This is a genomic window from Nostoc sp. MG11 (assembly GCF_014904695.1).
GTDB lineage: Bacteria > Cyanobacteriota > Cyanobacteriia > Cyanobacteriales > Nostocaceae > Komarekiella.
Genome location: NZ_JACXXN010000021.1, coordinates 1 through 22,222, shown reverse-complemented (window position 1 = coordinate 22,222; position 22,222 = coordinate 1). Strand labels below are relative to the sequence as shown.

General features: G+C 46.7%; 16 protein-coding genes. 5 read left to right on the top strand and 11 right to left on the bottom strand.

Going from position 1 to position 22,222, the window contains the following annotated elements; genetic code table 11:
• Nucleotides 1-30 precede the first annotated feature (30 nt).
• The 10 genes from HCR01_RS23885 to ilvN form a co-directional block, all read right to left on the bottom strand.
• Nucleotides 31-3,525, bottom strand: coding sequence for a DUF4157 domain-containing protein (locus tag HCR01_RS23885; RefSeq protein WP_193198583.1), 3,495 nt, complete (start codon nt 3,523-3,525; stop codon nt 31-33).
• Nucleotides 3,522-3,785, bottom strand: coding sequence for a hypothetical protein (locus HCR01_RS23880; RefSeq protein ID WP_193198582.1), 264 nt, complete (start codon nt 3,783-3,785; stop codon nt 3,522-3,524). Before HCR01_RS23880 ends, HCR01_RS23885 begins: the two co-directional genes overlap by 4 nt.
• Nucleotides 3,776-5,686: an ATP-binding protein gene (locus HCR01_RS23875; RefSeq protein WP_193198581.1), complete on the bottom strand. Its 1,911-nt coding sequence runs from the start codon at nt 5,684-5,686 to the stop codon at nt 3,776-3,778. The genes HCR01_RS23880 and HCR01_RS23875 overlap by 10 nt, the downstream gene beginning before the upstream one ends.
• A gap of 2 nt (nt 5,687-5,688) precedes the next feature.
• The gene (locus tag HCR01_RS23870; RefSeq protein ID WP_193198580.1) at nt 5,689-7,281 is read right to left on the bottom strand and encodes a Pvc16 family protein; all 1,593 of its coding nucleotides are present in this window, start codon (nt 7,279-7,281) and stop codon (nt 5,689-5,691) included.
• A gap of 1 nt (nt 7,282) precedes the next feature.
• Nucleotides 7,283-8,368, bottom strand: coding sequence for a hypothetical protein (locus HCR01_RS23865; protein WP_193198579.1), 1,086 nt, complete (start codon nt 8,366-8,368; stop codon nt 7,283-7,285).
• Complete coding sequence (locus HCR01_RS23860) at nt 8,365-9,309, bottom strand: phage baseplate protein (protein WP_226889581.1); 945 nt, start codon at nt 9,307-9,309, stop codon at nt 8,365-8,367. The genes HCR01_RS23865 and HCR01_RS23860 overlap by 4 nt, the downstream gene beginning before the upstream one ends.
• 207 nt (nt 9,310-9,516) lie before the next feature.
• Entirely contained in the window at nt 9,517-10,041 is a 525-nt protein-coding gene (locus HCR01_RS23855; protein ID WP_162398893.1) for a phage tail protein, read from the bottom strand.
• A gap of 76 nt (nt 10,042-10,117) precedes the next feature.
• Nucleotides 10,118-11,983: a phage tail sheath C-terminal domain-containing protein gene (locus HCR01_RS23850; protein ID WP_193198578.1), complete on the bottom strand. Its 1,866-nt coding sequence runs from the start codon at nt 11,981-11,983 to the stop codon at nt 10,118-10,120.
• Nucleotides 11,984-12,439: 456 nt separating this feature from the next.
• A complete protein-coding gene (locus tag HCR01_RS23845) occupies nt 12,440-13,714 on the bottom strand; it encodes a lipopolysaccharide biosynthesis protein (protein ID WP_193198577.1) in 1,275 nt (424 codons plus the stop codon).
• 491 nt (nt 13,715-14,205) lie between these two features.
• Nucleotides 14,206-14,724: an acetolactate synthase small subunit gene (gene ilvN, locus HCR01_RS23840; protein ID WP_193198576.1), complete on the bottom strand. Its 519-nt coding sequence runs from the start codon at nt 14,722-14,724 to the stop codon at nt 14,206-14,208.
• Nucleotides 14,725-14,991: 267 nt separating this feature from the next.
• Here ilvN and HCR01_RS23835 point away from each other — a divergent pair, with 267 nt between their 5' ends.
• Nucleotides 14,992-15,351 (top strand): BON domain-containing protein, encoded by a 360-nt coding sequence (locus HCR01_RS23835; RefSeq protein ID WP_193198575.1) that lies wholly within the window; start codon nt 14,992-14,994, stop codon nt 15,349-15,351.
• A 56-nt stretch (nt 15,352-15,407) separates the two neighbouring features.
• Here HCR01_RS23835 and HCR01_RS23830 read toward each other — a convergent pair whose 3' ends face one another.
• Nucleotides 15,408-16,322: an alpha/beta fold hydrolase gene (locus tag HCR01_RS23830; RefSeq protein WP_193198574.1), complete on the bottom strand. Its 915-nt coding sequence runs from the start codon at nt 16,320-16,322 to the stop codon at nt 15,408-15,410.
• A 522-nt stretch (nt 16,323-16,844) separates the two neighbouring features.
• Between HCR01_RS23830 and infC the strand changes: the two genes are divergently transcribed.
• The 4 genes from infC to HCR01_RS23810 form a co-directional block, all read left to right on the top strand.
• Nucleotides 16,845-17,378: a translation initiation factor IF-3 gene (gene infC / locus HCR01_RS23825; protein WP_086687969.1), complete on the top strand. Its 534-nt coding sequence runs from the start codon at nt 16,845-16,847 to the stop codon at nt 17,376-17,378.
• Nucleotides 17,379-17,948: 570 nt separating this feature from the next.
• Complete coding sequence (locus HCR01_RS23820) at nt 17,949-20,954, top strand: MFS transporter (RefSeq protein ID WP_193198573.1); 3,006 nt, start codon at nt 17,949-17,951, stop codon at nt 20,952-20,954.
• Nucleotides 20,955-21,157: 203 nt separating this feature from the next.
• Entirely contained in the window at nt 21,158-21,781 is a 624-nt protein-coding gene (locus tag HCR01_RS23815) for a hypothetical protein (protein ID WP_320073166.1), read from the top strand.
• A gap of 92 nt (nt 21,782-21,873) precedes the next feature.
• Nucleotides 21,874-22,222, top strand: a 349-nt coding sequence (locus HCR01_RS23810; protein WP_193198572.1) for a potassium channel family protein, incomplete at its 3' end; no start/stop codon positions are given.

The following is a 22,222-nucleotide window of genomic DNA, read 5'->3' as shown; positions in this document are numbered from 1 at the left end:
TCAGAATGCTGAGGCTGGAGTCCCCTGTATTCAGGCGATCGGTTCGGACTCTGAACGAGACTTGTTGAGCAACAACATTAATATGGCTCCTGCACCAACAAGAGCGCCTGCGCCACCTCCCTTGGTGATGGGATCAGGAGAGGGTATGAGGAGTAGGATAATGCCGACAATTAAGAGGGCAATCATTGCGAGGATTAATACCCAGTCAGGAATCCTTTGCCTGATTTTCACCTCTTCCTTCACTTTTTCCTTTTCCTTCACCTTTTCTTTTACCTTTTCTTTCTCTTTCTCCTTCTTTGGCTTGCCATTACACTTGCATCCCTTTGCCAGTAACTCACTAAAACTAGGTTTACAGAAATAGCCGTAAACTCCAGCAATCGGCGGTGCAACAAACAAATCTTGCACCGGACAATTGGGTGAAAGGGTGGGGAAAATCAAAGGTGGAATTAGGCTGGTCAGGGGACTGATGGTGGAATTTGGGTAAACTGCTTTGAGGGCAGCAGTATAGAACAGCATATCGGCAGCGCCCTGTGCATATCCCGCAGGATTGGCAGGCTTAATTTCGCCAATTTGCAAGCCAGTGGGAGTTGCGATCGCTAAATCTAACCTGCCGTTTTCATCTGTAGGACTGGAGAAAGGAAATTCCATCAGCCCAAGGGGATGGAGAATTTCAAATTCTTGCTGAATCAGGGTGTGAGCGGCTGTACCTACCGCAGCGGGTATACCGTAACATAGTCCGCAACCACCGGCTGGCTCAGTAGTTGGTGAGTTAAAACCACCTGGAGAGCCGAGCGGCACTTTACCCGCAGGTGCTTGAGAACTAGGCTGGCGCTGGATGATGTTGGATGAGGTGCTAGTAGCCAAGGTGGTTGCTGGCGTTGCTGAGCTTGCCATCATCGACGGCGCAATGTTGCTAATAGATGCAGTGGGAGCAGTAGCGATCGCTTCTGATTGAGTTGCATCAGAAAAAGTTTCTCCCAGTATTGCTTTTGCCCGATCTAATAGTCCTTGGTAGTAATTACGTAGTTTCTCCAGCCCTTCAGGTAACGGGAGAAACTCCTTGAGGATTTCTGCTAGCTGAGCTAGAATTTCCAAGACTTGCAGCGGGGCGATCGCAATGGCTTCCAGGATATCCAGTGCTGTATTAAAAGCAACTTGAAGCGCCGATAGAGCGGTGTCAATGATCCGAGCCATCCCATCCAGGATGATATCAACACCTTGTTTTAAGGCATCAGCTGCCTGATTAACAGCGTTAATTGCCTGATTCACCTGATTATCGATCCACTGCCGCGCTTTCTCAGCCAGGTCAGGGAAAGCGGCAAGTGCCACATCTACCAGCTGTTTAACAAAGTTACCAAAGTCTTGAATTAAACCGACAATCAGCTTACGCCCAGTTTCGATCAGATTCTTAGCAGCGGTACGGGCGGCATCCAGAATATTTTTCACCAAACGCCGCAGTTCCTCAAACAAACTATTGACTGCCTGTTTGATGCTGTCAAACACTGAAGAAATTGAGCCTTTGAGGTTTTGCCAGAAACTTTGAGGCTTGTTTTCTAACTCTTGCTTCTTACTGGCTGCCTTTTGCTCAGTTTTACTCCGTTCTTCCTCCGCTTTGACTTCTGCATCAGTTAACTTCTGGTCAGCTTCCGCTTCAGTCGTCTGCACCTTGTCCTGAATCTGTTGATCGATTTCCCCGCGTTTGGCATCGGACTCCGTAGCATATTGCTGCTGAACTTTGTTGTTTTCTTCTCGCCAGTGTTGCCGTTGTGCATCCACATCATTGCGAGCTAGTTGCTGCATTTGTTCTTGCTGCATCCGTGTCGCTTCTGTGGCTGTAGCAATTTGCTGCTGTCCTTGTACCTGTGTTTCCTGAGACTGACGCTGAAATTCTGTCTGATCCTGTAAGTATTGCGGCTCTTGCTGCTTGGCTGCTGCTGTTGTCCAAGGAGTATAGCTTTGGTCAAAGATAGGACGCTGGACATCCGGCAAAATTGGTGCTGCCATACTGACGCCTTCCTTTGCTACTGGTGTCGTCGGCTCATAACTTGGGTGCAGAGTTTGAGGCTGTAAGGTGGGGTAAATGTTATTTTCGCCAAAATCAGCAGCGATCGCGGCATCCGCCTCACTTTGATGCTGGGCTATAGTCTGCTGGGAAGTCTGTTGATACTGGGTATTCTGAGCCGGATCGGCATTGCCACTCAGGTCTACATAGGGACGAGAACCAGCAGAAGTGGAAAGGTTAGGGTCAGTGGTAGGGATGGTGGTGATAAAATTGCCGACTCGGTTAGACAGCCAGTCCCACCAGCTGCCTTCGTCCTCTGCCGTGGGTTCTGCCGCTGCGGTAGATACCTGGCTGGCAGGAAGGGGGCCACTAGCTGCGGCGATGGGCATTTCTGTTGTCGTTTTACCTTCCCCCGCACTGGGCAATTCTGGAGCGATGCCGCGTTCCAGCACAGTTGGTGCAACTTTGGTAGCATCAGGAATACTAGGTAAACCAGTGGGTTGTTCAACCGTCGGAAAGTTCGCTGTTAATTCTGCCTTTTCTTGTGCTTGTACTTGCCCTGTTGCCTGTCTGACAGTTGCGATCGCTGGGATAAAAGAACTGGCTGGCGTAGTTGCCAAAGACTGTAATAGTCCCTCAGAACTGCTAGTAACCACATTGTCTTTTGTGGGAGCAGAGGGTACTGTTTGGGCTTGTGGTGTAGGAGAGACTTCTGAGGCGATTGGCTCAGGCACAGTAGGAGTATTTGAAGGTAATGCGGCTTTCGGAGCGAGTAGCGTTGTCGCAGTTGGGGTAGAAGGTTGGTCTGGTTGAGTTGCGGTATCTGCGCCCTGATCTATTGTTGGTGTTTCAGGAGCGCTTTGTGTTGGACTATTCAGCTTCCGTTGCAACTTCATCGCTGGTTGTCCCTGTTGCTGTACAACGTGCGTCAACTCATGAGCCAAGAGTTTTTTGCCTTCAGTCGTGTCAGGTGCATATTGCCCTGAGCCAAATACGACGTGCTGGTTGAAGGTGTAAGCACGGGCGCTAATTGCCTGAGCCGATTGTGCAGCCTTGGCATCGGTGTGGATGCGAACCAAACTGAAGTCAAGTTGAGACTGGGAAGTAGGTGGGTTAGTTGGAACAGGCGATCGCATTACTTGTTCGGCAACTCGATCTGCTTGTTGCTCATAGCGATCGCCTGCTGAACCTATACTGATATTCTTGGCAACAGGGGATTGCAGACTATGTATCTGTTGATCCACACCGTGATTAAAGCGAGATTCCATGAAGGTGCGCGTTGCCGGGTCGAGGGGTTGACCGGAAGAGTTCAATACTTCATGCACAACTGGCGGCACTTCAGCAGCATGATCTTGATTTGTTGCCCATCGCTGTAAAGTGAGTTTTTCTTTTTGGCATTCAGCACACTCGCCTGTTAACCCTGGCGAATTGCCACAAGCACACTTGCGTTGCAGCAGTCCAGATTTGTCGCTGTTGAGGGAGGGTTTCGTTGTTGTATTTACCGCTGACGTTTTTGTACTCATTGATTCAACCCCCCATAAATAGACTGAGCAATCTGGACACCGATAATTTCTGGCTGCGTGCCAGGTGTCATCTCAAATATACCGCCATTGAGTTGGGCGATCGCTCCTCCTTGCATCAAAGATGGTGGGATACCCTGTGCGAATAATCGGGTGAGTTCCTGTTGTACAGCGGCTCCAATGCGGTGGCGATCGCTGACCGGAAAGCCATGTAGGATAAGTTCTTCTATGTGTAACTCCAAATTAGCAGGTGTTAAATCCATCCACTTGCCTCCGCATCCGTCAGGGTTTTCTCTAGCTTCAGATATTCGCTTTGGGCTGCCCGTAGCAGGTGTTTCATCTGCACAGGTTCTTTAGCATCGGCAGCGAGGAAAGCAGCATTCAGGGCGATAGTCCGAATATTACCGCCAGGGATGTTCAGTTGCGCTAACCGATTCAGATCTAGCCCTTTGGTTGGCAGTTTGGGTGGGAACATCCGCCGCCAAATATCTAGGCGCTGGGCGACATCGGGAAATGGAAACTGCACCACAAAGCGAATCCGCCGCAGGAATGCAGAGTCGATCGCACCTTTCAAATTTGTTGTCAAAATCGCTAGTCCGCGATAAGCTTCCATCCGTTGCAGCAGATAGCTAACTTCAATATTGGCGTAGCGATCGTGACTATCTTTTACTTCGCTGCGTTTACCAAATAATGCATCTGCTTCATCAAACAACAAGATTGCGCCGCCTGCTTCGGCCGCTTCAAATACCCGCCGCAAATTCTTTTCGGTTTCCCCAATGTATTTACTCACCACTTGGCTGAGATCAATCCGGTAGAGATCCAGCCGTAATTCTTGTGCTAGTACTTCTGCTGCCAAGGTTTTGCCTGTGCCGCTAGCCCCTGCAAATAGAGCGCTTACCCCTAAACCGTTCGCACTTCCAGCCGCAACACCCCAGGTTTCATAAACCGTTATCCGCTGTTGCACTTGGGCGACAATTTCCCGGAGGGTTCGACACTGAGGTTCTGGCAAGATCAAGTCATCCCAGGTAGCCACAGGTTGAATGCGCTGGGCCATGTCATCTAAACGAGTACGTGCATGGATACGGCAGGCATCCCAGAGGTCTTTAGCAGATAATGAGTCTTTTGAACAAATCGCCTGAATGGCAGCAGCACTGAGTTGAAATTGAGCAATGAGGGGGTCAAGATCTTGGTCTACTATGCCTCCTAGAGCCTCTTGCCAAAGTTGGCGCTGTTCGCCAGAGGTAGGTCTATTGATATCTAAGCGCAGGGAAGGGCGACGCAGGTGCAGAGGGTCGCGGGTGGCAACCATTACCAAGCTTTGGACGGTTTCGAGGAAAGGTAATACTTTGTCTTTATTCTCTCCGACTTCACAATCTACTAGTAAGGCGCTGCGGCTCAAGACTGCTTCCCGCTCCCAAAGACGTGCTAAAGCATCCCGTTCAGCGGCGCTGGTGGGGAGGTCGGTAGCTCGTAGGGTATGCAGGTTGAGTCCCAAATTGGTAGAGGCGGTAATGGCGATCGCTTCTTTAGCTTCCGGCTCACCACCACACAGTTGAATTAGCTGGGAAATACTGGTATTTGTTGTCAGTCTATTTACAAGGCTTTCAACGAGTTGCTGGTGGGAGGGTGGTAGCAAAGCATTATTCTTTATCGGTTCTACCAGTCCGCGCAAGCGATCGTCTAAGTAGGATACGCCGTTGAGGTAGTGTAGCACCCGCTCGTCAATGCGGAGACGGCTTTGAGTCAGGCTTTCACCATTGCCGACCTCAATCAAGCGCCAATGGCGGAGGGGACTGGTGGGAGCCAGGGCGCTCCAGTGAGCATCGGGCAGGGCTGCTAGCGCTAGGCTGAAGGTAAGATACGCTAATTGCAAGCTGCCTTGGGCGGTTGCACACAGTTGGGCGAGAGAGCCACTAAGTTCTATTCCAGCACACAACACCAGCAAATCACGCTCAAAGGAAGTAAGACCAAATGCAGTGCAGAGGGTTTGGAGGGCTGAAGGTGGGGTTAACGGATGTTGCTGTATGGGTGGAGATGCTTCCGGCGCAGGTTGTCCTTGGACACGGGCGATGTATTCCTGCAACGCCGTCCGCACTCTAGTGATCGCGATCGCCAGATATTGGTCGTTGGCTTCTTGCCAGGTTAAAGGGACGGTGCTGGTCATAATCACTCTGTAACGCTATTAAACGGCAGCGTTCGACGGGGAGGAATCTGGGTGGTGTCTTTGGGTGGGTCAAAACAGAAACCGAGTTTCGTGAGGTTAGTGACAGTTAGGGTATAAGTACCTGGGATGCCAATAATGCGGAAAGTGGCAGTACCATCCGCAACAGTATTGCCAGTATCGGTACGGGTGGAGCCATCTGGTAGTGTCCAGGCGATCGCAACTTTCACATCTGGTAATAAAGCGCCTGTCTGGTCTTTGACAGTCACAATCCCCTCGACGATCAGGAGATTTCCATCCAGTGTGGTTGTCAGTTGGATGTCGTCTTGGGTAACGCGCAGGCAATTTTGGGTGCAGGCGATCGCCACCGCTGGCTCTCCAGAATAGAGATTGTCGTCTACTTCCGGTAGGCTTTCTGCGCCATCGACTTGGATTCTTACCAGATAACGCCCCGCTTTCACTCCCGCTACCGGAATTGTGATGATGTTGGTATCTTCAATAGATTTGTCAACAGTAGCGGTATAAGCGGTGGTAGTGTCACTGTTTTGTTCGTTCAGCAATAGCGTTACCCGTTGCCCCTTGCCAATGACTGGCTCCACTGTCACTCGAATATCTACTCTGCCTGCAATAATCCCTCCTGGAGCCTCTATCCGCAGAATTCGAGGACGCAGAACGAAAGGCAAAACGTTGGACTCAAAGCCACGATGCAGCCCCGATGGTGCGCCCAAATCTAGTAGATGCAAGACTTGTACTGTACTGATGCCTGCTTGTAAACCAGTAGGGACATTCACCTGAATTTCGCGATCGCCCACCTTCATTGGCTCCACCGTAACGCTGCCAAAACTAACCTGTACACGTTCAGCCATCAGGTTTTGCCCCCGCAACGTCAGCAGATTGCCTGGTGCGACAATTTGCGGTTGCACTTCTGTGATTACCAACTGGCGTAGCGGCAGTACGTGTAGGCGTCGTTCTCGGACGGGGAGGGCAGATTTGAGCGAGCGCTGGGACTCAATCAATACCACGGACACATGATAAGCCGCTGTCGGACGATACTGGGTCTGAATTGCCGACCACAGCTTTGACATTTCCTCTGTACTCATCGGCTGTGGCGATATCTTGATTTGCTCCACCTGCTCTGCTAGATCCACCACAGATAGCGATTTGAGTGCTGGTTTTTCGCTAGAGGCAAGACTTTGCAACGCGGTGCGGATCACATCCCGTGTTAATACAGGTGTTTCGTGGAATAACTGCATCGCATAACCGAGCATAATCTCGGCATGAAACGCCTCCTGGCTATAAGCAGTTAACAAGTAGTGCAAATCAAGAGCTAGAGGAGGGTTCGCCACCCGCTCTCCACTGCTGTTACGAGTGGGTAAACCCAGGTTACGCCAGCCAGAATTGAACGTTGTCTGATACAGAAACAGATTCAGCCGATCTTTCGCTGGCGTCGTCCCATTAGTACCGTCCAAATTGGGCAACACTACTGTCACAGTGGGCGCGTCTCCGAGACTGGCAGCAATACCTTGTCGCACCAGCCCGTTTTCTAGCAAGTTCTTAATTACAGCAGTTACCGCACCAATGGCAAGGGCGTTACTCATCTCAACCTCCCTTAGACTTCAGATAGTCTTCTAGTGATAATCGGGGTGCAGCAGGAGCGGAGCGAGAACGAGTTGGTGCAGGCGGCGACACTGCCCGCACTTCAATCCGCCCGATACTGATGTGAATGGTGGGTACAGATGGCGCTGCATCGATGCGTCTGTCACTCCACGCCATTGTTGGTTGAGATCCCGCAGCCTCTTGTAACTGCTTCAAACCTGCGGATTGCACTGGCTGAACTAGAGCAGTACTATCTTCCAAAGAGAAATTCAACTGAGCAACTGGCAATTCCACAGGCTGGGCGATCGCTTCGTCTGCCTCTCCATTAGTTACCCGCGCCTGTCTCAACTGCACCAACCGATTCATTTCAGGTGTCACCAATTCCGATGATGGTGGCGCTGACAGCACGGGGACTTGAGGCTGTGAAGCCTTTGCAGATGCAGCAGGGATAACTTGTCCCAACAAATGTGGTGGTGACAACACCGGGACTTGAGGCTGTGAAGCCTTTGCAGATGCAGCAGGGATAACTTGTTCCAACAACTGTGGTGGTGACAACACCGGGACTTGAGGCTGTGACACCTTTGCAGATACAGCAGGGATGAGAGGTTTTTCCAACAACTGTGGTGATGAAAGCGGTTCGGGCGATCGCCCTGGCCCTGGAAGTGGCACTGCCGGATAGATGGATGATGGAGAAATAGCGTCTTTGTCTGGGGTAGACAGTGCAATTGGTGCAGAAACTTCTGGAGGATGCAATGATTGCCTTACATCCTCTGGCTGCAATGGGGCAGATAATTCTTCCTGCACCATAGCTCGAGATATGTCCTGAGAAACCTCCAACAAATGCAATTCACCAATGGGATTGGATGTAGGTTGGGTTGTGAGGCGAGGGAGCCGGGCGATCGCTAACGCCGGATTCTGTCTTTGTTCTGTCCTCTCTATAGCAGCAGACTGCTCTGAATCTTCTGTTTCGTAACTCTTCCCCATGCCCCATTCCCCATCCCCCACCGCATATATCGGCGCGATTTGGGGCTGTACCATCGGCATTAGCTCCAACGTGCGTGCTGCTAGTCGTGTTAGAAAGTCTGTCATCTGCTCACCAGATCAAGATAAAATTGTCGCCGCATCGGACTCATGGATAAAATATCGGATTCACGCCAGCCGTAGCAGCGTGCCAAAGTATGGACTTCCCGCAGTAGCCGCTTCGCTTGAACGCTTAGTTCTGTACAGAAAAACGAGACGATATCAAACAATACCTGCCAGCGGTGATTACAAGCAGGACAGGTAAGATCTAGCAGTAATTCCGCCTGTGGGTCACAATCTGCCATATATTGTCCCAACTGGTTTAATACTGTATCCGGCAGCATATCAGTCTTCACTATTTCCCCACTCAGGCTAACCTGTTGGATACAACGCTGCGCCAAAAGTTGATGAGCTGTTATTAAATCAGGACAGCGTACTACTGCCGCCAAATCTCGACTATTGGGCAGGCGAAACTGTAGTGTGTAGTCCTCTATGGAAAATGCGTACTCTGGCTTAATTGTCAACATTGGCTCGACAATCCGCAGTTCCGGCACTTTCAGCGTAAATTCTAGCTGTTCACCACATTGCGGACACACTGCAAATCCATCCATTACTGAGCCAAACATCATCTCTCGCAGCGTTAATAGCAGCGCATCCCGTTGCCCAATGCTGAACTGTGCTAAATCATCCAGCGATCGCTCAGGTAACGCAAAAGATAACAACGTCAGCGCCCGATCTAAAGGATGCTGAGCTTGCCCAATTTCCCAAATTTGAAGAATCTGATTGGCAGAGAGGAGACGCATGGTGAGGGGTGGGGGGCGGAGGAGCAGGGGGCAGGGTTTGCGAGTATCAAAGACTCGTTCGCGAGTATCAAAGGCTCGTTCGCGAGTATCAAAGACTCGTTTGCGAGTATCAAAGGACTCATTGTTGCATTCTAAAATATATCTCCTCCGCTCCTCCGCACCAATTGTTGGGTTTCGACTACGCTTCTCTACGAGAGGCTGCGCCAACGGCTACGCTCAGCCCTAGAACACCGATTCAGTATTCAAAATAGGGGCGAGAAAAACCGATTATTTCGTAGAGACATTGCATAACAACGTCTCTACAGTCAACGATAGTTGGTCGTTTTACCGAAGAGAAATCGGGTTTTTGCGATTACTGAATCGATGCTCTAGCGCCCAACTGCCGCGTAGCCGAAACACTGCCCCTCCTTCTTTCTACGACGGTTCCAAGAAACTCGGTTCGGTAGGTTCTGTTACTTCATAATCTCGCTCCCAGCCTTCGTTTTGCAGTTGGATACTCTGGATAGCAACAGCGTTGGCGTTGGCATCGAGTTCTGGGAGAGCGGTGAATTCTGATACCCAGCAGCGAAATACCTTGTAGGCGATCGCTAACTGTCCTGCCTCGTTATACAACTCGATAATGATATCTTTGCGGAAGTCTTTGAGCGATACCTCTGCTCCTAACCCAGAACCGTAGTTCCAAATCTTATTTGCCCACTGTTCAAAGTCCCTATCGTGGGTTACGCCCCGTTCTAACATGATCGGTTCGTATTTGCTCTGTCCGGGCGAGTGACGCGGGCTACTGGGATCACCACCTTCTCGGTGCGTTACCACTTCGGTTGATCGCTTGAGCGCTCCTACTTTACTCACACCCGCCACATATTTACCTTCCCACTTCACCCGAAATTTAAAGTTTTTATATGGGTCAAATCGTTGAGCATTGACACTAAACTGAGCCATCACATCCTCCTTTAACAGTTATCAGTTTTATTACTGGGTTTCACCCCACGATGCGCCGTTAGGACTGTTCACTGATTTAAGTGACGAGCTGACCAGCAATTTGCTGAAACTTGATGATCACAAACTCCGCAGGCTTCAGCGGTGCAAAACCGACGATGATGTTGACGATGCCGCGATCAATGTCGTTTTGTGTGGTTGTTTCTTTGTCGCATTTCACGAAATAGGCTTCTCTTGGCGTTTTTCCTTGAAATGCGCCCTGGCGGAAAAGGTTGTTCATAAACGCCCCAAGGTTCAGGCGAATTTGTGACCACAGCGGCTCATCATTGGGTTCAAATACCACCCATTGAGTGCCCCGGTAAAGGCTTTCTTCCAGAAATAACGCCAGCCGCCGCACAGGGATGTATTTCCACTCCGATGCGAGGCGATCGTCTCCTTCCAATGTCCGTGAACCCCAAACCACGTTGCCATAGACTGGGAAGAATCGCAGACAATTGATTCCCAAAGGATTTAGTTGACCATTTTCACCATCAGTCAAACTCACAGTGAGTCCTCGCACGCCTGACAAACTTGTGTCGATTCCAGCAGGTGCTTTCCAAACACCGCGTTGAGCGTCGGTACGTGCAAAGGTTCCAGCAATCACCCCGCAAGGTACAAATGTTTCTAGGCGATTTTCCTTCAACGGATCTGCCAGTTTCACTCTGGGAAAAAACAGGGCTGCATAGTTCTTATTTTTGCCCAAGGCTGCTAGCAGAGAGTCTTGAGGGTTGTTCAGATTTCTAATCACCGCATCTTTGCTTGTCCACTCCAGAGGAGGATCGACAATTAGCATGGCACGGCGCTCAAAGCAATACTGAAGTGCTGTAGCCCAAGTTCCTGGCGAAATGTCGATTTCACGATTAACAGGTGGAATGCAGAGTAAATTAAACAAGTCTGCTTTTTCTAACGCATAAATACCTGTCTTTTCAGACTTGCTACCGGTGTAGAGGTTGTCATTGGTGGGCGGTTCATTGCTATCCTGTCCGCCACTAAAGGAACTTCCGTCTTCATTGTCGCTGGGTTGAGGACGAACCGCTGGAATATTATCTTCATCAACACGCGCAAAGAAGGATTGAGTTTTGAAAACTTCGACGACGTAGCGAGGCGAAGTTTTGTCTATGGAAAGGTTGCGGAGTTTCTCACTCGTTCTTTGCTCACCGTCAATATATGTAATCGTTACGTTAAACGTTTTTTTCGCTTCGGGTGTACTGGATTCATCAGCCGTATCATGGTCAACAACAACCTTCAGGTCATTCCCCCAGGCTCCTTCGCTAGAGGCATTTAAGACGAGTGCTGGAGCGTTAGCTTCATTACTCGTGGGTAAGCTAACCTGAGCCTCGACTCCTCCGTCTGTACCACCTGTAAAGGCTTGGTTTTCAATTTCGTCAGGGCGCTGAGTGAGTGTGCTGCTGAGTAAGCGCACAGATTTCGATAGTTTCCCGGCAACTTGATCGAACTTAACGTTTTTTAATTCTTCAACCGTCTTTTCACCTTTTTTGATGATTAAGTTGAAGTTATTGTCGTCAACTACATCAGTATAGTTGACAGTTGCAGTTAAGCGATCGCCCTCTCTCCCAGGTTCTATTGCCTCCAAAATCAAGCTTTTATCAGCAGCTTCGAGTTCAGTGGTTGCTCTGGTTTTTGCAGACAGGCGCACAATCAGGGCGTCAGTCCCTCCATTCAGGAAAAACTGCTGAACGGCATAGCCCATAGTGCTGTTAAGTGTCAACTTCCCAAACTGGCGTTCATAATCACCGAAGCTTTGAATTCGGATGGGATCATTAGTTGATCCTTTAAGAGCAAATCCAATAAAAGCAGTAATAGAAGTTGAAACCCCCGTAATGGTACGAACGCCACTGGGAATTTCCTCAATATAAACGCCAGGATAGGTAGGTGTGACAGGCATAAAACGCTCCTTTTATATGAACAGGCAAGTATGAAAATTCATAAATCCCATGTGTTTAAGTATTAGACTTCTTGCATCCATTGCCTTTGCACTCTTGTGGGAAAGGAAAAATACAATTCCTTTCAGCTTTTCCTGACTTATGCAAGAAGTCTATTGCAGCAGCACAAACCTGCGGAACTCTCGCCTCAGTACGAAATAAAACCGCTAACAAATTTTTTGAGAGCCTATTTCCTCCACCAAGCAACTGGAAACTCAGCAAGTTCTTCCTGTATACTTGCCCAAAGAAGCATTTGGAAGAATAAATTTAACAACTCAAATAATTGCCAATATTATTTACGAAATAGAAGCTTTTTGGTAAAAATTTGGTGGATTCTTAAAGAAATGCTATTAATCGCAATATTTGCGATCATTTATACTCAAACTGCGAGAAATAGCGTAATGTATTTTCTCTAACTTTCAGGTGAGTTTTGTGGATGGATTCAGGTTTTTGGAATCGAGCTTGTGTAGGCTGTGAAGAATCACGCCCAAACTGATCACAGCTTGTACTGTAGCTGCAATAATTAAAGCGATCGCAGCTCCTAGCAATTTCATCTGAGGTAGCAACCAGATACAAGCGATGGGTAAGATAATTGCCACCACAGCAAATAAAAGTATTTGGATGCAAAAGTACTTAGCTGCTGCCATTCCATAGCCTAATGAGGACGATACATAGCTAATTCCTGCTGCAACCATCAACCAGACAAACAAATTTGCTTGTTCGCCATATTCAGGCCGATACAGAACAGTTAAAATCTGCCGTCCATCAACAACAGCTACCAAAACACCTGTGACACCCAACAAAGCAGCCATTCCTACCAACTTCAGCAAGAGGGTGCGAAAAGCGATCGCATCTCCTGCGGCATAATATTTAGCTAACTGGTGACTAGCTGACTCTCCTAGAAGATTCACTAACATCCCTCCTATCACCATCAAGTAAGCTACGGCTGCAAAAATTCCAAGTTGCTCCACGCCCAAATATCGCTCAATAAAGTAGCGAGGAATGTTGTGATTAAGTGAGACTAGCATCATCACAAATCCCAAAGGCAAACAGAGCCATACCAACTTGAGTAGGATTGGCCGATGCCAACGCGGTTGTAGTTTTGACAAATGCTTAAGTAGCAAAACACCATTACGAATGTCGTAACCAACTAGCACCACAGCCCCAGCAAATACTAACCCCGTTACTCCCCATAAAATATTGCCAGATTGATATACGCCAATGCTCAGAAGTAGCAGCGATAGAAAACCTTTAATCATCAGTGACACAGCAATACAATTCGTGCCTTTGTATTGCTGTAACCCATAAAATATATCACTAATAGATTCCAACGCTTTGGCTAGACCAACTAGGAAGATAACTAAAGATGTTTCCCACCCATATCCTCCTAATAAACTAATAACTGCGATAACCACAAGTGCCAGCGTTGTCGATATTAACCTCAGCGCCAGATAATCGCTAAAACTATACTGTTTTCTAGTATCTGTTGCTTGAACAGATCGTAGTTGCAGATTTGTCAACATGATTATGGGTGTTCCTACTGCTAAACCCAAGGCAAATTGCCCCACCATTTCAGGACTACCAAGTTTAGCCAACACTACAAGCATCCCCCACTGACAAGCTGCATAGACTGCATTGCCAATAAATGCCCACGACAAATTGTGGCGCAGTGTTAATACTTTGTCATACTGCATTTGTTAAAAAGTTCTTCTGCTAAGAACCAGTTTTTATAAACTTTGATTAATTCTCTTTTGACTCAGACTTAAGATGTAGTTAAAAGTTTAGTAATGAGTGATTGGTGAGTAGCAATTAATATTTAGATAATCGCAGCCTACTACAAAAATCCCACGAATCTGTACATTCAATATCATCCTAGGCAATTGATACAATTAAAAAATCGGTACTTTTAGCTAACTCAGATTCGTTTATTTTGGTAGTTAGCAGTATTAAATATTTGTCCATTTATCTTGTACCAATTTTTTGCCACTTTAGTCATGCCACTTTGGCAAAAGTTTGATCACAGTTCTCAACTACCAGCAATCCGCTCTTGTTTGAGGAGTTAAAAATAAGCTTTTTACCTTAGTGTCTTAGTGGTTCAAAGTCAATTTTTAAACCACGAAGGCACTAAGGCACTAAGGAAATAAATTACACCTTGAAAGGGCTAACCTTTGCCAAACTCTTTCCACTAAACTTTTGCTTCTAGAGACTTAAGTAATTCAGTATTCACACCCGATTCACGAGTCAGGGCAATTTTGCCCGTGCGGGCGACTTCCCTTAAACCAAATTTTTGTAGCACCTGCACGATCGCCACCATTTTACCTGGATCTCCGACAACTTCCAAGGTAAGAGAATCTTCCGCCACGTCTACGACACGCGCCCGGAAAATCTGAGACAATTCGATCACTTCTGAGCGATTGCTGCTAGTGGCATTCACCTTCAACAGCATCAATTCCCGCTCTACGCAGGGAGTCTCGGTAATGTCTTGTACTTTGAGAACGTTGACCAACTTGTATAGCTGCTTGGTTAATTGCTCGATTACGCGATCGTCACCGGGTACAACCATCGTAATGCGGGAAACTCCTCCCTGTTCAGCCGGGCCAACAGCGAGGCTTTCAATATTAAAACCACGACGGGCAAATAAACTAGAGATTCGGGAAAGAACACCCGCCTCATCTTCTACGAGAACTGAAAGAGTATGTTTCATCGTCGCCAACAAAGGCTAGAGCAGGATTTGATCACGCAGACACTAGCTAACGGCTGCGCTAGACGTACTGCCGCATTAAATTGTAAATGCGACCTTCTATTTTAAACTTAATAGCTACACTCATTGCAGTCCTAAAAAAAAATTGTGCAAAAATCATGCCATAAGTAGAAATATTCCTGAGTGCATATCTTTTTATTGGCAGATGCCGGACTTGCATAAAGCATTTATACTTACATTTGACAAACCTTCAACAGGAGCAAAGTATTTATGGGTTGGTTAAAAAGACTATTTGGAATGGAAAAGCCTCAAAATGCAGAAGTAAATCCAGCTCCACAAGTACAGCAAACTTCTACTAATGCCCCTACTGCTACTCAATCAACTCCCCTAGAACGTCTGGGATTAAATGGTGAGTATGACCAAAGTGGGTTGGCAAAGCGGGTAGCCTTGGCATTCGATCAAGACCCTCAACTAGATGATGTTGATAGCCTCTGGGTAGCTCAGACAGGCAGCACTGTAGTATTGAAAGGTAAAGTTCCTAGTCAGGAAATTCTTAACAAAATGATTTCTGTTGCCCGTTCTGTAAGTGGTGCTACGGATGTTGATACTAATCAAACGACGATTGGTTAGTGCTGGTTGTTGAACGTATTAATCCAATTTAAGGATATTTAGGTAGCAACTAACTATTAGCGATCGCCAGCCCATCTCTGAATCCAATCTAAAATAGCTCGGTTAACTTCTTCTGGGCATTCATCGTGGGGACAATGCCCCACATCCTCTAGATTTAGCAATTCCAATTTCTCGTTGTATTGAGCAAATTGGCTAGCAAGTGCTGGGGGAACAAAACGATCTTTTTGTCCCCAAATTAAGAGCATCGGAATTTTTAAAGTTGGTAATACTGTCTTGACGCTAGGACTAAAATTAATACCGATCGCAGCTTTAAACAAAGCACTAAAAGCACGGGCAGAACCCCGGTCTTGGGGTGGCCCAGCTAAAATATCTATGAGTTCATCGGTGATTGCTTCTGGGTTAGCATAAGCAAGACTTGCCCAACGGCGTAGCACACCTGGACGACGCACAAAGTTAAATATAGGCTTCAGTATCAACGGAGAAGCAACTATATTTTTAATGGTTCTGACAAGTGGCCGCAGTATGGGCGCGATCGCTTCTTGCTCTAACGACGGATCGGGTAAACTCATCATTACCATACCTTGCACCATGTCTGGATAGGTGGCAGCGGCGGCCATGGAAATCAACGAACCATTAGAATTACCAATTAATATCGCAGGTTCACGGATAAATGTTTTCCAAAAGTCGTGAACTTGCTCTACCCAAAGTTCTATGCTGTAATTGACCGGGGCTTTTTCAGAAGCGCCAAAACCCAGCATGTCTAGAGCATAAACCGTGTGATGCTCACCCAAAACCTCTAAATTATGTCGCCAATGCCCAATGGATGCACCAAAGCCATGTAGCAAGATTAAAGGTGTTGTCTGATGGTAATTTTGGGTAGGTCTAATAAAAGTGTAACGAGTTTGCCAACCCCGCCAAACCCAATCCCTCTGATTACCAACCCGCTCCTGCCAATGTACCGCAGTAGTCACAATCCCTCCAATTCATTAGCTTTGAAACACCATTACTTCCAATATAAGAGTTTAATTGCAAATCTTTAGTGCCAAGGCTGGAGAAGTTGTAACCATTGTCTACTTGTAAAAGACAGCTACCACATCTGCTCTAAGTACATTCATCAAGAGTTATTGACTACAAACACTACTAGTATTTCTGTGTAATACAATATATTGTATTGGTTTTTATAAACGTCTTGTATATCTAACCTTGTTATTTTGGAGATATGCTTGTTAATCCGACTACACAATAAACAAAGTATTGGTAAATTGTAACAATACTTAATATTGCCCTAAGTTGTGTAATTTAGATTAACTATTGCAGAGAAATTCTCTCAGAGTGAGTAGAATGACAAATACAACGACGCAACTACTTTATGGATTAGTTACCCTAGAATCAGAGACTATGTGTTCAAACCTTAGTTATTCCAGTATTTTGCCTCTGAGGCATACCAATCAAGACCACGCCAAATCCTTCATTAAGAGCTCCCACAAATCATAATGCCTGTGATTGAGAAAAAACGAACTCGCGATCTGCCACAAATTAACGAACGGATTCGCTTCCCGAAAATTCGGGTCATTGACACTGATGGCGCCCAGCTGGGAATTATGCCCCCACAGGAAGCACTACAACTAGCTGAAGAAAAAGAACTAGATTTGGTGCTACTCAGTGACAAGGCTGATCCGCCGGTTTGCCGGATTATGGATTACGGGAAATACAAGTTTGAGCAGGAGAAAAAGGCGCGGGAAGCCCGGAAAAAGCAGCACACAGCTGATGTTAAAGAAGTTAAGATGCGCTACAAGATAGAAGAACACGACTACAATGTGCGTGTTAAGCAAGCAGAGCGCTTTTTGAAAGATGGTGATAAAGTCAAAGCTACTGTGATGTTCCGGGGTCGAGAAATTCAACACAGTGACCTAGCAGAAGATTTGCTCAAGCGAATGGCAACGGATTTAGAGCCATTTGGTGAAGTTCAGCAAGCGCCTAAAAAAGAAGGGCGAAATATGATGATGCTGATCTCGCCCAAAAAATAATCCTCTAACTGTTTAATAGACGAAGTTTGATAATCCTCTGGCTATAAGTCAGGGGATTATTTTGTAATTCATAATTCATAATATTCGCCTCCGGCGAGAAGCAAGCTACGTTATTCGTAATTCAACTTGATAGGAGATAGCAGGAGTAGAGCGTGATTATACTCTTACCGGAAGCCTTTCTCCTGTAGGAGACACTACGCGTAGCAGGAGTATGGGTTCGGGGGTGATGCTCGAAGACTCGCTAACGCTGCGCTAACGACGGGAACCGCCTTGGTAAAAAAAGCCTCTCGTAGAGAAGACTGCGACCCCCTCACCGCTTTTCGAGTGTCTACGCGTCTCTACAGAGTTAGAGGGATTTCTCTAATTTTGACTACTAGTTCTTGGTTTCTGGGTTTATTTATCTGAAATCGATAGTCCTGATGGCTGAGTGGGAAACATAATACTCAGTTACTCAGGACTTTTGCTATGTCCAGGAGATGAGGGAGATGAAGGGCAAGAATAATTGTACTTCCACAGCCCCTACTCCTTACTTCCCTGTTGCGCGGTGACGATACCAGAAACTAAAACTGCATGGAACTGAAAAATGACTGGTTGACTGCAAATAGAGGTGTTCTACCACGACTGTTACAGTGGGTAAATCTCCGACCAGAGGAGAGCGAACGAACTTGGATGATGTTTGCTTTTTATACAACTGTATCTGTAGGATTGCGGTGGGCCGAGGACAGTACAGTCGCGCTGTTTTTAGACGAATATGGAACAGACTTATTGCCTTGGATGTATATTGCCAGTGCCGGGTTAGGTGCAGGACTGGTTTTTTTATATTCTTGGCTGCAAAGGATTTTCCCCTTACGCCGGGTAATTGTGGCGATCGCACCTTGCATGGTGACGCCATTAGTTTTATTGGTTTTATTACACTGGGGAAACCATGTTTCATACTTAGCAGTTATTTCAATATTTCTGCTGCGGCTGTGGGTAGATGCACTTTATGTGGTCAATGACCTCAACACGTCCATCGTTGCTAATCAACTATTTAACATTCGGGAAATTAAGCGTACTTACCCACTGGTTAGTAGTGGTTTATTGATCGCTGATGTGATCAGCGGCTTTAGTTTGCCTTGGCTGGTGCAATTTGCCAAGTTGAATAACGTCATCCTCATTGGCTGCGTAATGATTCTGTTGGGATCGGGGATTTTATTCTATTTAACTCATCACTATCGAGCAGCTTTTCCCGAAACTCCCCAAAGACTAGTTCCTGAAGAACAAGCCTCACGACAGCGTTTTGTTAAAAGTCCGCTAAAGCGCTATGTCTGGCAATTGTTTGCTTTTGTGGGTCTGTTACAAGTCATTGGGTTGTTAATAGATTTTCAGTATTTGCGCGAACTTCAGTCCAATTTGGGCGATCGCGAACTCGCCAGTTTCTTAGGACTATTTGGTGGGATGCTAGGACTGTGTGAGTTATTGACGCAGTGGTTTATTTCTAGCCGACTCATCGAACGGATGGGGGTCTTTTTCACCGCCACGCTTTTACCTATCACTGTAGGTTTTTTATTACCAGCGGTGCTGCTATTCTTGAATTTAGTTCCCGCAATGCAATCGCAGAGCTTTTTCTGGGGTCTGATAATTCTCAAATTCTGCGATGAACTTTTGCGTTACACCTTTGTCATGAGTAGTGGCCCAGTACTATACCAACCGATCCCAGAGGCGATTCGCAGCAGAATGCAGACATTATCTGGCGGAACTGCGGAAGCGATCGCTACTGGTTTGACAGGATTGGTAATTTTTGCGACTTTGTTGCTTGGTGGTCGATTTGTACCAGTACCGCTACAAAAGTGGGTGTTAGTAGGGGAAACAATGGTGGTAGCTGGTGCTTGTTTGAAAGTAGTTTGGGAGTTGCGATCGCGCTATGTTGACCTGTTAGTCTTAAGTGTGGCCCGGGGACACCTGAGTGCAGCCAATGTGGGCTTACGATTCTTCAAGCAGGGCGTAGTCAAAGCTTTAGGAGAAAAAGGTAGCGAGGCAGATAAACGCTCTTGCATTGAACTTTTAGCTCAAATTGATTCCCCAGGCGCGGCAGAAGTTTTAGCACCACTGCTAGTCAAGTTACCTCCAGATTTGCAATGCCAAAGTTTGGAGGTGATGTTGATAGGAGGTGCAAATCCTGCTTATTTACCCGCCATCCGCCCCTTGTTAGAACAACCAGAAGCAACTACTCCTGAAGTTTTTGCTCTAGCGCTGCGCTACGTTTGGCTGGCTGAACCAAATCCCAATTTAAGCCTGCTAGAAGAATACTTGCACCCCCGCCAAAACTCACTCATCCGCGCTACCGCCGCCGCTTTAGTTTTGCGCCAGGGAACGCCAATGCAAAAAGTTGCAGCTACAAAAACCATGCGCCGAATGCTGACTCATAAGCGAGAATGGGAACGGGTGAATGGAGTTAGAGCGCTCAGAGAAGCGATTTATTTGCAAGCGTTGCGGATTCACATTCCGAATTTGTTACAGGATGAGTCTTTACGGGTGCGGTGTGCTGTCTTGGAAATGATTGCAGCAACTCATTCAGAAGAATACTATTCGGCACTAATTGCAGCACTTTACTACAAGTCAACCCGCAGTACAGCAATGTTAGCTTTAGTACGACTGGAGAATGAAGCTCTAGAGATGCTGTTGCAGGTGGCTACTGATATTTACAAACCAGAAGTAGTGCGGATGTATGCTTGGCGTACCATTGGTCAGATCGGTACTCAAGAAGCGATGGAGTCTTTATGGCAAAACTTGGAAACATCTTGGGGTACTACCAGGGATCATATTCTTCGTAGCTTGCTAAAAATCCAAAAACAACCAGGAATTGCAGGTTTAGTTGATCGGTTTTATGAGAGTAGGGTAGAAAATTTAATTGAGCAGGAATTACGATTTTTAGGTGAGATTTACGCCGCTTATGTAGATTTCAAAACAATAGACCCTCTAGAATATGATCAATTAAGCAAGAGGATTTTGACTGTTTGTGAGTTACTACAACGGGCGCTGCTAGAATTAGAATTGGATGTCAAAGAGCGGTTGCTGTTGTTATTGAAACTGCTTTACTCTCCAGATAAAATGCAGGCGGCGGCGTTCAATCTGCGATCGCAATCAGGAGTAAACTTAGCACGGGGATTAGAAATCTTAGAACACACTGTAACTTTGCCTTCCAAATCCCTGTTGTTGAATATTTTAGATAACCGATCGCAGCAAGAAAAACTGCAACATCTTATAGAAGCCAAAGTTGTGATCTACGAAAATATGTTAGTGAGCGATCGCCTCCACAAATTACTATTGTTGAGTAATTTGCTTTCTGATTGGTGCTTAGCTTGCTGTTTTCATTTTGCTCAAATTACTCGTATGCGACTGACAAGTCCTGAGATTTTGGCAGCTTTGCGTCATCCAACTGGCTTTGTCAGAGAGGCTGCGATCGCATATCTAAACATGGTTTCACATCGCATTCTTTTAGAAATCCTACCCCAGTTACAAGACGATCCACATCCGCTTGTAGCTGGTCAAGTTAAAGAGTTGCTCGAAAAATCCCAATTCAAAAATTACAATTGATCCTACCTGTGCTGAAATAATTATGTTGTCTGCGTTGATGATAAGTAGAAGGGCTTAACTAAATCGGAGCTAGTAGTAAGCGGCTCTAGCTCTTGAAAACTTTATATAGGCGAGAAATCGCCCACTACAAACAAGCCTAACTGCTCACAAGTGCCATCACTTTCTGGTCACATTTGTTAGTAATAACAATTTACAAAAAGAATGTGACAGATAGACCATGTAGAGACGTTGCAATGCAACGTCTCTACCAAAGGATTTGTTGCTTTGTAGGTTCATCAATATTGGGAGGCAAAATGGCTTCTGGTCAACTCCAACACGCTATTGGTATATTTCACAGCCGTAATATTGCACTACAGGCGCTCGATGAGCTTAGAAGTAGTGGCTTTCCGATGAATAAGATTTCTGTAATCACTAAAAAACCCCAGATCGATGAGCAACTTGACAGTTCCGACACAAGTGATACTATCACTCCTGCTGAAGGTGCTAGGGCGGGTGGATTAGCAGGTGCTAGGACGGGAGGTTTACTTACCTTGGTTGCAGGTCTGGGTATTTTGCTGATTCCTGGTTTTGGCCCGGCGTTAGCAGCAGAGTCTATTTTAGCTACCCTTTTGGGAAGTGGAGCTAGTGCGGCTGCTGGCGGACTTATTGGCGCACTACGAGGTTGGTTTCTTCCCGAAGAAGCCGCCCAGCTTTATAACGACCGAGTATCCCAAGGCAATTATTTAATGACAATAGAAACCACAGAAGAGGATATCCGTCAAGCCGAACCTATTCTTAAGCGTTGGGGTATTCAGGAATGGCGCGTTTTTGACATTCCTACGAGGTGAACAGTTGGAAAGTCTAAACTATTCACTGCTACAACTTCACTCTCTTGCTAAACCTGTAAACTGAAATAGGAAGTCAAACATTAAGAATAGCCATGTACGTACTAATTGGCGGAGCAGGCTTAGTGGGCTTAAGTTTGGCCCAGAAATTGGTAGAATTAGGGCATACAGTTGCCGTTATTGACATCGATCCTACCGCTTGCCGCTATGCCCGTGAACAAGTGGGGGCAATGGCTTTTGAAGGCAGTGCTGTGAGTACAGAAGTCTTACTAGATGCTGGGATTCGCAAAGCAGGCTCGTTGGCGGCTGTCCTGAGAAGTGATGCTTTAAATTTGGCCATGGTAACCCTTGCTAAGCACTACGGCGTTCCCCATCTTCTGACTCGGATGCGCCACCCCGATTTTGCTGAACCGCTGCGTATAGCTGGAGCTAACCATATCATCA

Bases quoted from the DNA above. Each gene is read 5' to 3' on its own strand.
- HCR01_RS23885 (WP_193198583.1), bottom strand. From the start codon at position 3,525: ATGAGTACAAAAACGTCAGCGGTAAATACAACAACGAAACCCTCCCTC.
- HCR01_RS23880 (WP_193198582.1), bottom strand. From the start codon at position 3,785: ATGGATTTAACACCTGCTAATTTGGAGTTACACATAGAAGAACTTATC.
- HCR01_RS23875 (WP_193198581.1), bottom strand. From the start codon at position 5,686: ATGACCAGCACCGTCCCTTTAACCTGGCAAGAAGCCAACGACCAATAT.
- HCR01_RS23870 (WP_193198580.1), bottom strand. From the start codon at position 7,281: ATGAGTAACGCCCTTGCCATTGGTGCGGTAACTGCTGTAATTAAGAAC.
- HCR01_RS23865 (WP_193198579.1), bottom strand. From the start codon at position 8,368: ATGACAGACTTTCTAACACGACTAGCAGCACGCACGTTGGAGCTAATG.
- HCR01_RS23855 (WP_162398893.1), bottom strand. From the start codon at position 10,041: ATGGCTCAGTTTAGTGTCAATGCTCAACGATTTGACCCATATAAAAAC.
- HCR01_RS23850 (WP_193198578.1), bottom strand. From the start codon at position 11,983: ATGCCTGTCACACCTACCTATCCTGGCGTTTATATTGAGGAAATTCCC.
- HCR01_RS23845 (WP_193198577.1), bottom strand. From the start codon at position 13,714: ATGCAGTATGACAAAGTATTAACACTGCGCCACAATTTGTCGTGGGCA.
- ilvN (WP_193198576.1), bottom strand. From the start codon at position 14,724: ATGAAACATACTCTTTCAGTTCTCGTAGAAGATGAGGCGGGTGTTCTT.
- HCR01_RS23835 (WP_193198575.1), top strand. From the start codon at position 14,992: ATGGGTTGGTTAAAAAGACTATTTGGAATGGAAAAGCCTCAAAATGCA.
- infC (WP_086687969.1), top strand. From the start codon at position 16,845: ATGCCTGTGATTGAGAAAAAACGAACTCGCGATCTGCCACAAATTAAC.
- HCR01_RS23820 (WP_193198573.1), top strand. From the start codon at position 17,949: ATGGAACTGAAAAATGACTGGTTGACTGCAAATAGAGGTGTTCTACCA.